This is a genomic window from Roseovarius conchicola (genome assembly GCF_041403425.1).
In the GTDB taxonomy this organism is placed as follows: domain Bacteria; phylum Pseudomonadota; class Alphaproteobacteria; order Rhodobacterales; family Rhodobacteraceae; genus Roseovarius; species Roseovarius conchicola.
Genome location: NZ_JBGEHK010000012.1, coordinates 45,313 through 57,316 on the forward strand (window position 1 = coordinate 45,313; position 12,004 = coordinate 57,316).

A 12,004-nucleotide genomic window follows, 5' to 3' on the forward strand; every position below is an offset into this window, starting at 1 on the left:
ACCAGACCATGCAACTCGATGGCATTCGTATCGTCAGCTTCAACCACTTTCTCATGGGGCCTCTGGGCATCCAGTTCCTTGCCGATCTGGGCGCAGAGGTGATCGCGATTGAACCGATCAAGGGGGCATTCCAACGCCATTGGGGCGGAAGCGATGCCAAGAAAGCCGGTGGAGAAACCACCCTGGAGCTTGTCGCAAATCGAAACAAGAAAAGCGTTTGTCTTGACCTGAAAGACCCCGAAGCACTGGAAATAGCCAAAAAGCTGGCAACGAGTGCGGACGTGGTCGCCGAGAACTTCCGGCCCGGTGTAATGGAAAAACTGGGCCTGGGCTACGAAACGCTGAAGGAGATCAACCCTGAGGTGATCTTTGCCTCAGCCAGCGGATTTGGGCCGGACGGTCCCTATGTCAATCGGCCCGGTCAGGATATGATCGCGCAATCGCTTTCGGGGCTGGCCTGGATCACCGGCAAGGAGGGCGAAGTGCCGCGATTGGTCGGCACCTCCGCGATTGACCACCACGGCGCGATGATCTTTGCCGCAGGTATCCTGGGTGCCTTAGTGAAAAAGGGCCGAACCGGCAAAGGTGGACGGGTCGACGTGAACCTTTTCTCTGCCGCGTTAAACTTGCAAGCGGAATCGCTGGTGTGTTACTTCAACGGGGAAAAGCCGGAAAGCGCGCAACAACCCGGCCACGTTGGCAGTTGGTATCACGAAGCCCCCTACGGCATTTACCAGACCGCGGATCGCTACATCGGTTTATCCTTGGGGAACTTGCCGCTGATGGTTGAAGCGATAGGTGCCGAGGGTGAGATTGAGGCCAAACAGAGTGAAGCCTTCGACCGCCGCGAAGAGTTCTCGAAGCTCTTTGCCGAAAAGCTTAAGACAAAGACCTTCGCAGAATGGGCCGAGATTTTCGAGGCACGGGATATCTGGTTTACGCAAGTCAACGACTACGACGATCTGGCCGAAGATCCGCAGCAGCTTCACAATGGCGATCTGATGAAGGTCGAGGCCTGGACAGGCGAAGAGATCACGCTGGTCGCCAACCCGGTGCGCTATGATGGCCAAACGGCTCCGGTCACCTTGGCACCACAGAAACTGGGGGCGCAAACCAGTGAAGTCTTGACCGACCTAGGATTGAGCCAAGAAGAACAGGACGCGCTTTGCAAGAAGGGCGCAATAGGGTTGGGGTGAACAGAAATGCTTCTGGAAGCTAGAAGCGTCAGCAAGTTCTATCCGGGGGTCAAGGCGCTCAAGGATGTGGACTTTAACATTGACGCTGGCGAAGTCGTGGCCGTTGTCGGCGAAAATGGCGCTGGTAAATCCACGTTGATGAAGATCCTCGCAGGGGCCATCGAGCCCAATGAAGGTGAGTTGCGTCTTGATGACCAACCCGTGACATTTGATGGTCCGCTGGATGCTCAGATGCGCGGGATCTGTACGATCTATCAGGAGCTGATGATCGTGCCGGAGTTATCCGTTGTTGAAAATGTCTTTCTGGGGCACCTCAAGAAAAAGGGTAGCATCCTAGATTGGCCTGCGATGCGAAAAGAGGCCAAGGAAATTCTGGCACGCCTCGGGTTGACCGCCTCGCTGGATGCGAAAGCAGGAGAGTTGAGCGTTGCTGAGCAGCAGCTGATCGAGATCGCGAAATCCATGAGCCGCAAGTCGCGGCTGCTCATCATGGATGAGCCAACTGCATCGCTGTCAAAGGAAGAGGTCGAGAGCCTGTTCGATCTGGTGCGCTCGCTCAAGGCCGAAGGCATCGCCGTCATTCTGATCACCCACCATTTGCACGAGATTTTCGAGATTTGTGACCGGCTCATCGTGCTGCGGGACGGCGATTATGTCGGGGCCGCTGATATTGACCAGATCGACGAAGCCGGTCTGGTAGAGATGATGCTGGGCCATGCGGTTGAGACATATGACGACAGTCACCGAAAGATAGTCAAGATGGACGAAGTGGTGCTAACGGCGCGCGGCCTCACGCGTGCCCCGGACATCAACAATGTTGATCTGACCCTGCATCGTGGCGAGGTTCTCGGGATTGCCGGTCTTATGGGCGCGGGGCGCACAGAACTCGTGCGGGCGCTCTATGGGGCCGATAACCTTGATGCCGGAACTATAGAGATCAACGGGTCTGTTACCCGTATATCCAATCCGCGCAACGCGCTTGATCACGGCCTCGGGCTGGCACCGGAAGACCGCAAAACACAGGGTTTGGTCCTATCGATGCCCATAGGGCAGAATGCGACCCTGTCTTCACTATCCGATCATGTTGGACTGTTGGGCTTGAATCTGCGCAAGGAGAACGCGGCGGCAAAGGACCTCTGCGAGCGATTGTTTGTGAAATATGCCAGCCTGTCGCAGCCGGTCGGCAATCTGAGCGGTGGCAATCAGCAAAAGGTGGTTCTGGCAAAGCTACTAGGGGCCGGAACGGACATCTACCTTCTGGATGAGCCGACCCGAGGCATCGACATTGGCGCGAAAGAGGCCATCTTCGATCTGATCTGGGATCTCACCGCGCAAGGCAATTCGGTCATCATCATCTCTTCGGTGATCGAAGAGTTGATCCGGGTCTGTGACCGTATCGTCTGTTTGCATCTTGGACACGTCACCAACAGCTACGCGCGCGGCGACTATGATCTCAACCGGATCATGCTGAATGCCATGGGCAAATCCGAAGCGGGAGCAACCCAATGATGGACGCAGTAAAGACATTCGTGTCCCGGGGAAACTTTGTCATCCTTGTGGCATTGATCGTTGTGGCGAGTCTGGTGTCCGAGCACTTCTGGACACTGGAAAACATCATGAATGTGATCCGGGCAGCCTCGCTGATCGGGATCATCGCAATTGGGATGAACGTTGTCATTATCGGCGGTGGCATTGATCTGTCTGTCGGGTCGGTGGTGGCGTTGACAGGGGCGGTCGCGGCCAGTTTCTGGGTCGCGGATGCGCCCTTCTGGCTGTTTCTGGTCGTGCCCTTGCTTGTGGCCCTGACCGTTGGCTTTGCCAATGGCGCATTGGTCAGTTGGCTGGGGCTGCAACCCTTTGTGGCGACGCTTGTCCTGATGACAATCGCGCGCGGCGCCGGCCTGGTCTATACTGGTGGCCAGCCGGTTTATGCAGATTACCCGGACGTCTTTATGATCCTGTCGCGGGGCGTTGTCTTTGGCGTTCCGGTGGCGTCGATCATTTTTCTGGGTCTCACCATTCTCACCTGGTACATCATGCGCTGGCGCGTCTTTGGCCGTGAAGTCTATGCGATTGGCGCGAATGAGACCGCCGCGCGGTTGTCCGGGGTCAATGTCAGCCGCGTCAAATTCAAGACCTATCTTTATTGTGCTCTGCTCGCTGGGCTCTCGGGACTGGTTCTGACCAGCCGCATGGAATCGGGCGAACCGGGGCAGGCGGGTATCTTCTGGGAGCTTGACGCAATTGCCGCAGTCGTCATTGGCGGCACCTCCATCCGGGGCGGCAGCGGGTCTGTCTGGGGAGCCTTTGTCGGCGCGTTGATCATCGGGATCGTTGCGAACCTGTTCAATCTTTTGGGTGTCGGGCCAGCCTGGCAACAGGTCGCCAAAGGCGCGATCATTATCTTTGCCGTGATGCTTCAGGCCCTCAGCGACCGTGGCACCTCAAGCCTGAAATGGCGGGATTTCGTGCCGTCTTTCGCGGGCTTCGGTACTTGGGTGAAGCCCCTTGCGGCGGTGGCTGGGCTTCTGGTGATCCTGAACGGGACGCTCTATGCAACCGTTTATCCGCTCTTTCAGATTGATCTGGCAAAGGCGCCTTACACACGGGCCAACAACCTTGAGCTGACGCGTGTCTATCACCGGGCGATCCCGCTTTATGAACAGGTGATCGAACGCTTCCCCGACAGCAACTATGCGCTGCTGTCCCGCATCGGCATTGCCAACTCTGCCCGGGGCGGCGGCGATCTGGAGCTTGCGGAAAGCTCTTACGCGATCCTTCTGGAAGAGGTCACATCCGGGGCGATCCCTGAAAACCTCCGCTTCGACATTCTCAGAAACTACGTTGTTTTGTTGCAGGAAACCGGCAATGGGGAAAAGTTCGAGGAGGTCTTCGCTTTGCTTGAGGCCGATTTCCCCGACGCTGATGCCACGCGCGAGGGGCGAGTGTACCTGGAACAACTCCGCGCCGCCGCGGAGGTTGCACAAACCGGAGGCATCCCTGAAAACGCGCCTGTCATTGTGACCGCTGACGGCGTGAGCCTGCCGGAAACCGTCAAGCTGGGCGAGCGTTTCGATTTGACGATCACGCTTGAAGCGAATGGCGACCAATCGGCTGACTTTTCGATCATGACGGCCCTCAATTTCTGGAAAGGTTTCCGCTTGATCAAAGCCTCGCCGAACCCGCGCTCGAACACCGAGTTCTGGGGGCGGCGCGCATGGACCTACGGCCAGATTTCCGAACCGCTCACAGTCGTCGCGACCCTCGAAGCCATTAAAGCCGGGGAGTACCGGCTGGACCTCGACATCGAGCGCAGTTTTGACGTTCTCGAATTCGGCATCGTCAAAACCATCACGGTGGAGGAATAAGCCATGACAAAGATCTTCAAGACATACCCCTTCGTTGTCGTACTGGTGCTGATGACCATCGTGTTTGGCATCCTGTCACCAACCTTTCTTGACCTCGGCAACCTGACCAACATCCTGAAACAGGCCTCGCTTTTGGGCTTTGTCGCCCTTGGCATGTGCTTTGTTCTGATCGGTGGCGGGCTGGATCTTTCGGTCGGGTCCATCGTGGCGCTTTCATCGGTGCTGATTGCCGGCCTGTCCGCCACATTGCCGCCCATTGTCGGCATTCATGTGGCCTTGCTGGCGGGTATTCTGATCGGCGTCGCCAATGGTTACCTTGTGACCGCTTTCAACTTCCAGCCCATCATCGTGACAATATCGACGATGGCCATCGTGCGCGGCATCGCTATGGCCTATTCGGACAGCCGCCCGATTTTCGGAACATTGCCCGACGAGCTGTTTCTGCTCGCGGATGGTGTCATCCTTGGGCTTCCGGTTCCGGCAATCCTGTTTTTCCTGGCCTGCGCGATTTCAGTGCTGTTCTTGCGATACACGGATCTGGGGCGACAGATCTATCAGGTCGGCGGCAACGAAGAAGCAGCGCGGCTTGCTGGCATCAACGTCGCGCGCGTGAAAATCGTCACCTATGCGATCAGCGGCTTTCTGTCTTCTTTTGCGGGTCTCATGCTTGTCGCCCGTATGCAATCAGGCGAGGCCGTGCGCACCGGCATCGGCTGGGAACTCGACGCCATTGCCGCCGCTGCCATCGGGGGTGTCTCGCTGATGGGGGGCATCGGCACGGTTGTTGGCACACTTTGCGGCGCGCTGATCATTGGCATGATGGCCAATGCCTTCAATCTTCTGGGCGTAAATCCCTACTGGCAACGGATCGTGATCGGCATCGTGCTGGCGATTGCCGTGGCCAGCTATTCCAGCGGAAACCTGCGGAACTGGATCAAACGCTTTCGCCCCAACTCATCAAAGGTGGACACATGACACAGACACTCCCCGTCACTCTTCGCGAGAATGAATTCTTCATCAATGGTGCCTGGCAAAAGAGCGCTGGCCGCGAACGTCTCGAACGGATCAGCCCGGGTCATGGCGTTGTGGTGAGTTCCGTCGCACTCTGCACGGCTGCCGATGTGGACGAGGCGGTGTCTGCCGCGCGTGATGCCTTTGAAACGGTCTGGTGCGAGACACCCGGTGCCGAACGCGGGCGCATCCTGATTAAGGCCGCGCAGGGCATCCGGGATCGGTTGGACGAAATGGCCTATTGGGAAACGCTGGAAACAGGCAAACCGATCAGCCAGGCCAAGGCCGAGATTGTCGCCGCCGCAGACCATTATGAGGCCGCCGCGGGTATGGCTCGCATGGTGACGGGCGAGACCCACAACACCTATGGTGAGGGGATGATCGGCCTTGTCACCAAACAGCCCATCGGTGTGGTCGGTCTGATCACGCCCTGGAATTTTCCGTTTATCGTGCTTGCGGAACGTCTGCCCTTCATCCTTGCGGCTGGCTGCACGGTGGTGTTGAAACCGTCTGAGTTGACCTCGACCACCAGCCTGATCTTTGCGGACATTCTGTCCGAGGCGGGATTGCCCAAGGGTGTCTACAATGTTGTGACCGGCACCGGACCCGTGGTGGGTGAAGCTATATCGACGCATATGGACATCGACATGATCTCATTTACCGGGTCGACCGCAGTTGGAGAGCGTGTTCTCGAAGCCTCCAAATCCAACCTCAAGAAAGTCGGGTTGGAGCTGGGCGGCAAGAACCCGCAGGTGATCTTTGCGGATGCCAATCTTGATGATGCTGTTGACGGTGCCGCCTTTGGCCTTTGCTTCAATGCAGGCCAGTGCTGCGTGTCCGGTTCGCGCCTGATCGTCGAGGCGTCTGTCGCCGAAGAGTTCAAGGCAAGGCTTATCGAAAAACTCAGTCGTGTGAAAATCGGGGACCCGCTAGACCCGGACACGCAGATGGGGGCCATTGTCACCCCTGATCATTTCAACAAAATCCGAAGCTATATCGAGAAAGGGCAAGCCGAGGGTGCCTCGCTCGATGCGGGCGGCAAGACGGTCTCGCCCTCTGGTGGAGAATTTATTGTGCCCACGGTTTTTTCCGGTGTCACGCCGGATATGGCGATTGCACGCGAAGAGATCTTTGGACCTGTTGTGTCGATGTTGACTTTTGAGACAGTTGAAGAAGCCACCGCTTTGGCGCTGGACACCGAATACGGGTTGGCCGCCTCGGTCTGGAGCAAGAACATCGACAAAGCGCTTGGCGTGATCCGCAAGATGCGCGCAGGTCGCTGCTGGGTGAACACCACAATCGTCGGTGGCCCCGAGCAGCCGATGGGCGGATTCAAACGCTCGGGCACGGGCCGGGAATGCGGGATGATGGGGGTTGAGGAATATATGGAAACCAAATCCATCCATGTCGCCTTGGGCGACCGCGCGCATTGGATTAGCTGATATGACGCGCACGAATCTGAATGACATGAATGGCCTGTTTGTCGGCCGGGTGTGGATCCCGGAAACGGGGCCGGTACTGGTGGTTTTGCGGGATGGCGCGCTGTTCGACATCACCTCTCGCGAAGTGCCCACCATGCGCGACCTGTTGGAGAGGGACGACCCGGCGGCCTATGCCGCTGGTGCCTCGGGGGCCCTTTTTGCCGCTCTGGCTGATCTTGAGACCGAAAGCCTTGCTGCCGAAGGCGATCCCGCCCGCCGGCATTTTCTGGCCCCTAATGATCTGCAATCCGTCAAGGCTGCGGGCGTCACCTTTGCCAAGTCCATGGTCGAACGCGTGATCGAAGAACGGGCTGCCGGCGATCCTCAGGCCGCCGAAGCGATCAGGGCGCGGATCGGTGATCTGATCGGTGCCAGCCTGTCAAACATCACGCCGGGGTCCGATGAGGCCGAAACGGTCAAACAGGCGCTGATCAAGGAAGGGCTCTGGTCGCAATACCTCGAAGTAGGCATCGGGCCCGATGCCGAGGTCTTTTCCAAGGCGCAGGTCCTGTCTGCCGTAGGTTGGGGTGCGCCGGTGGGGTTGCATCCGAAATCGGTCTGGAACAACCCGGAACCCGAAATCGTGCTGGCGGTGAACAGCAAAGGCACCATTCAGGGGGCCACAATCGGGAACGATGTGAACCTGCGCGATTTCGAAGGCCGCTCTGCCTTGCTGTTATCCAAGGCCAAGGATAACAACGCTTCCGCAGCAATCGGTCCGTTCATTCGGCTGTTTGATGACAGCTATGCGATGGACGACGTCCGGAACGCTGAACTGACGATGACCGTCACCGGCAAGGACAGCTTTGTGCTGACGGGCCATTCCCTCATGTCCGAGATCAGCCGTGACCCGACCGATATCGTTGGGCAGACACTCAACGAAAACCACCAGTATCCCGATGGCTTCATGCTGTATCTCGGGACGCTGTTTGCACCGACCGAGGATCGCGACGTGCCCGGCGAGGGCTTTACCCACAAAACCGGCGACCGGGTTGAAATCTCGGCCACCGGCCTTGGCACGCTGACCAATGATGTCCGCAGAAGCGGCGATTGTGCGCACTGGACCTTCGGACCGTCGGCCTTCATGCGCAATCTGGCTGCGCGCAACCTGATTTGAGGAACTGACACATGCTGACAGGCAAACACTATATCGCGGGAGACTGGATCGAATCCGATGGACGCTTCTCCTCGCAGCCCGTGACGGGCGAGGCGCAGGAATTCTGCGTGGGGACGCCCGCTTTGGTCGAAGAGGCCGCAACCGCTGCGGAAGAGGCGTTTGAAACCTACAGCGCCACCTCGCGCGAGCAACGCGCGGCCTTCCTTGACAGGATTGCCGATGAAATCGACGCCCGTGGCGATGCCATCACCGAAGTGGGGTCGGCCGAAACCGGCTTACCCGAAGCGCGATTGCAGGGCGAGCGGGGCCGCACGGTCGGCCAGTTGCGCCTGTTTGCCAGTCATATCCGCGCGGGCGATTATCTGGACCGCCGTCATGATGAGGCCTTGCCGGATCGCGCACCCCTGCCGCGCCCGGAGCTGCGCATGGTCCAGCGCCCCATCGGCCCGGTGGCCGTCTTCGGTGCATCAAACTTCCCGCTCGCCTTTTCCGTCGCCGGCGGCGACACGGCCAGCGCGCTGGCTGCCGGTTGCCCCGTCGTCGTGAAAGGCCACTCGGCGCATCCCGGCACGTCCGAGATCGTGACACTGGCCATCGCGGCAGCAGTGGAAGCCTGCGACATGCCAAGGGGAGTGTTCTCTTTAATTCAAGGCGGTCGCCGCGACGTGGGTGAGGCGCTGGTCCAGCATCAACTGATCAATGCGGTTGGTTTCACCGGTTCTCTTGGCGGTGGCCGGGCGCTCTTTGATCTTTGTGCCGCACGCCCCACGCCGATCCCCTTCTTTGGTGAGCTTGGCTCCATCAACCCGGTTTTTATCCTGCCGGAGGCCGCCAAGGCGCGCGCAGCTGAGATTGGCGCCGGATGGGCCGGATCGCTGACCATGGGCGCGGGCCAGTTCTGCACCAACCCGGGTGTGGTGTTCATCGAGGACAGCGCGGCAGACGCCTTTATTGCAGCCGCTGCCGAGGCACTCGCCGCCATCGGTGAACAGACAATGCTGACCGACGGGATTGCCGAAGCCTATCGACAGGGGACGGCACACATTCAACGTATTGACAGCTTGCGCGAAGTGGTCGGCACCTCCTGTGACGGGCGCGCGGCGCAACCTTACCTGTTCGACACCACACTCGACACCTGGGCGGCAGAACCGCATCTTGCCGAGGAAGTGTTCGGCCCGCTTGGTATTGTGGTGCGATTGCCGTCCGCCGACGATTTCCAAGGAGTTGCACGCGGCTTTGTCGGACAACTCACGGCAACCTTGCAGATGGACGCGGGCGATACCGATATGGCCGCATCGCTTACGCCGATCCTCGAACGCAAGGCGGGCCGTATTCTGGCCAACGGCTTCCCGACTGGCGTTGAAGTCAGCGATACCATGGTCCACGGAGGCCCTTATCCAGCATCAACCAACTTTGGCGCGACATCTGTCGGCACGCTCTCGATCCGTCGTTGGCTTCGCCCTGTGTGCTACCAGTCGATGCCGGACGACATCTTGCCAGAAGACGCAACAGGATAGGAAGAGCCTCATGCAGATCGACGTCCTTCCAGATGTCAAAACCACGCTGGGTGAAGTTCCTCTTTGGCATGGGGGGGGAACTGATGGTTCGACCGTAGATGGCGACGACTTTCTCTGGAGCGCCAAGGTCTACGCCAGAAAGTTTGTGCGATATGCCCCCAACAGCAAAATTGATCGTGTGATAGAGATGTCCGTGAAGAAGGTCGCAAGCGTGAACCTAGGTTGGCCGAATTTGGACATGTTCTACGTCACATCCATGGGAAAACCGCCTTTGCCGCGTTTTCCCGGAGACGCCCTTGTGCGTGGATCACAGCTCGCTGTTCGAGGCCTTGGTGTCCAAGATGCCCCTGAGCCGAGGTTTGGAGCGTGAACGGATTGAACCGGGGCCGGAAACCACGGGGTGTTTTGGCACTTTGGCGACGCTTCCGTGTCCAAGTTCGTCTTATGGAACGTCAGATGAAGCGCAATGCAGAGGCTGGGATCAAACCTGTTGAAGTCGAATATTGGCGGAGCTTGATGTGAGCGGACTTTCCCTGTCCGGTGTGATCCCGGCGACCCTGTTGTGCTTCAACGACGATCTTTCGATAGATGAGGCAAGCAGTCGGAAACACCTGTCAGACGTGGCCAATGTGTCCGGAATTTCCGCGATCACCGTGAATGGCCATGCGTCTGAAGTTGGAAGTTGCTCATTCGAAGAGCAGGCTCGGATCCTTGACTTCTCGTTGGACGAAGCGGGCGATCAGGTGCCCATTATCTCTGGCGTATATGCAGATGGTTCCTTAGAAGCAGCCAGCCTCGCGAAAGCCTGGGAGAGAGCAGGAGCGTCGGCCTTGCTCGTCTTCCCGTCGAACGTTCTTGGCATGGGCGGCTTTCAGAGACCCGAGATGGCAAATGAGCATTTCAAGTACATTGCAGATGCCACGGATTTGCCGCTCATCGCCTTTGTTTACCCTGTGCAATCCAACCTGCACTTTACCTTCGATGGGCTGGTGCAGCTTTTTGATGAAGTGCCGAGCGTCAAAGCAATAAAAGATTGGTGCAACGATCCCAAGCGGCACGAACGTCATATTCGCGAGTTTCAGTCGCGGTCTGACCCGGTGAATGTGCTCACGACGCATTCGTCCTGGTTGATGAGCTCGCTTTCACTCGGTGCCGCTGGTCTCTTATCGGGCGCGGGCAGCGTTGTGGCGCCGCTTCAGCTTGCGCTGTTCGAAGCGATCCAACGCGGTGATTTCATCCGCGCCCGAGAGGTCAACGACATTCTCTACCCATTTCAACAAGTATTCTATGCAGATCCGTTTCTCGACATGCACAATCGAATGAAGCACCTGCTCTACCTCAACGGTCGCGTTCCAAACCCAATGGTTCGGCCGCCAATGATGGCGCTACAGAAATATGAAGTCGACAGGTTGAAGGGGCTTACCCGGCTTGCAGAAGATTGCGGGGGCGCGAACTAGGTCTCAATCAGACCACGTTCCCTACGAAAGCGTTTCAACCGCCGGTGCTTCCCGCAGAATAAGTCAATCTGCGCTCTGTTCTGCCGTGTGGCGACAAGACCGGCCATTCATACAGACCGCAGCAAGGATAAGTGGGCGGGCTTACCGACTGCGTGTGGAAGCCGACACTCCATTTTCCATCGTCGCTAACGCGGCATTTTTCACTTCTCTTGTGCATTGCCTTGCAATCCAAAGCAAAGCAACGAACCTGTCAAGATAATCAGGGCTGAAGTGCGATCTGTGTCGAATGGTGAAACACTTGTCTCGAATACATTATGCTGAAGCAGAGACGCCCTCACCGGCGCTCGGACCGTTGAGTGCCTCGTAGTGCAGGTACTCCGCATCCACACCCATCAAGATGTCTTTGGCCAATGCATGCTGAGCATCTGATTTGTAGAAGATCAGCAACTCCAGACCAAACCTCGAAAGGTCCCGCATCTTCGCAATCTCTGTTTCATAGGAATAGCCCGAGGATGCCAGCGCCCTGGTTTCTTCGTCGTCAAATTCCGGCAATGAAGGGAAATTACATATCCCGCGAAATTTCGCGTCGAGAATCTTGCGCGCAAGTTCGTCCCAGTTCGCGAAGGGATCCAGCGCAAAGACCCCACAATAGCAATTGGCCGGAGCATTTGAATCTGATCGCTTGAGAAAACTTGTTGTCTCGTTGTTCACATTGCAAAGCGGGAAAGTGAGCGAAGTCATAGCAATTTCGGCAGGGAACTGAGCCATAGCTGGCACGAACACCGACAAGCCCTCCTGCGTCTTCGAGTGATCATTTAGGTCTGTAAAAATGCGAATGCTCTGCATGTTGTCGGATT

At 57.8% G+C, this 12,004-nt stretch carries 10 protein-coding genes; 9 read left to right on the plus strand and 1 reads right to left on the minus strand.

Annotation, left to right across the window (positions count from 1 at the left end; translation table 11 throughout):
* Nucleotides 1-8 precede the first annotated feature (8 nt).
* The 9 genes from V6N02_RS21000 (at nucleotide 9) to V6N02_RS21040 (ending at nucleotide 11,147) form a co-directional block, all read left to right on the plus strand.
* A complete protein-coding gene (locus tag V6N02_RS21000) occupies nucleotides 9-1,196 on the plus strand; it encodes a CaiB/BaiF CoA transferase family protein (protein WP_371229218.1) in 1,188 nt (395 codons plus the stop codon).
* A gap of 6 nt (nucleotides 1,197-1,202) precedes the next feature.
* A complete protein-coding gene (locus V6N02_RS21005; protein WP_371229221.1) occupies nucleotides 1,203-2,705 on the plus strand; it encodes a sugar ABC transporter ATP-binding protein in 1,503 nt (500 codons plus the stop codon).
* Nucleotides 2,702-4,564, plus strand: coding sequence for an ABC transporter permease subunit (locus V6N02_RS21010; protein WP_371229224.1), 1,863 nt, complete (start codon nucleotides 2,702-2,704; stop codon nucleotides 4,562-4,564). The genes V6N02_RS21005 and V6N02_RS21010 overlap by 4 nt, the downstream gene beginning before the upstream one ends.
* A gap of 3 nt (nucleotides 4,565-4,567) precedes the next feature.
* Complete coding sequence (locus V6N02_RS21015; protein WP_371229227.1) at nucleotides 4,568-5,539, plus strand: ABC transporter permease; 972 nt, start codon at nucleotides 4,568-4,570, stop codon at nucleotides 5,537-5,539.
* Nucleotides 5,536-7,017, plus strand: coding sequence for an aldehyde dehydrogenase family protein (locus V6N02_RS21020; RefSeq protein WP_371229230.1), 1,482 nt, complete (start codon nucleotides 5,536-5,538; stop codon nucleotides 7,015-7,017). Before V6N02_RS21015 ends, V6N02_RS21020 begins: the two co-directional genes overlap by 4 nt.
* A 1-nt stretch (nucleotide 7,018) precedes the next feature.
* A complete protein-coding gene (locus V6N02_RS21025; protein ID WP_371229233.1) occupies nucleotides 7,019-8,173 on the plus strand; it encodes a fumarylacetoacetate hydrolase family protein in 1,155 nt (384 codons plus the stop codon).
* A gap of 11 nt (nucleotides 8,174-8,184) precedes the next feature.
* Nucleotides 8,185-9,690 (plus strand): aldehyde dehydrogenase (NADP(+)), encoded by a 1,506-nt coding sequence (locus V6N02_RS21030; RefSeq protein WP_371229236.1) that lies wholly within the window; start codon nucleotides 8,185-8,187, stop codon nucleotides 9,688-9,690.
* A 10-nt stretch (nucleotides 9,691-9,700) separates the two neighbouring features.
* Nucleotides 9,701-10,060, plus strand: a complete 360-nt coding sequence (locus V6N02_RS21035; RefSeq protein ID WP_371229239.1) for an SMP-30/gluconolactonase/LRE family protein — start codon at nucleotides 9,701-9,703, stop codon at nucleotides 10,058-10,060.
* Nucleotides 10,061-10,208: 148 nt separating this feature from the next.
* The gene (locus V6N02_RS21040; protein ID WP_371229242.1) at nucleotides 10,209-11,147 is read left to right on the plus strand and encodes a dihydrodipicolinate synthase family protein; all 939 of its coding nucleotides are present in this window, start codon (nucleotides 10,209-10,211) and stop codon (nucleotides 11,145-11,147) included.
* Nucleotides 11,148-11,459: 312 nt separating this feature from the next.
* Here V6N02_RS21040 and V6N02_RS21045 read toward each other — a convergent pair whose 3' ends face one another.
* Nucleotides 11,460-11,993, minus strand: coding sequence for a phosphoenolpyruvate hydrolase family protein (locus V6N02_RS21045; protein WP_371229245.1), 534 nt, complete (start codon nucleotides 11,991-11,993; stop codon nucleotides 11,460-11,462).
* Between the last annotated feature and the right edge of the window lie 11 nt (nucleotides 11,994-12,004).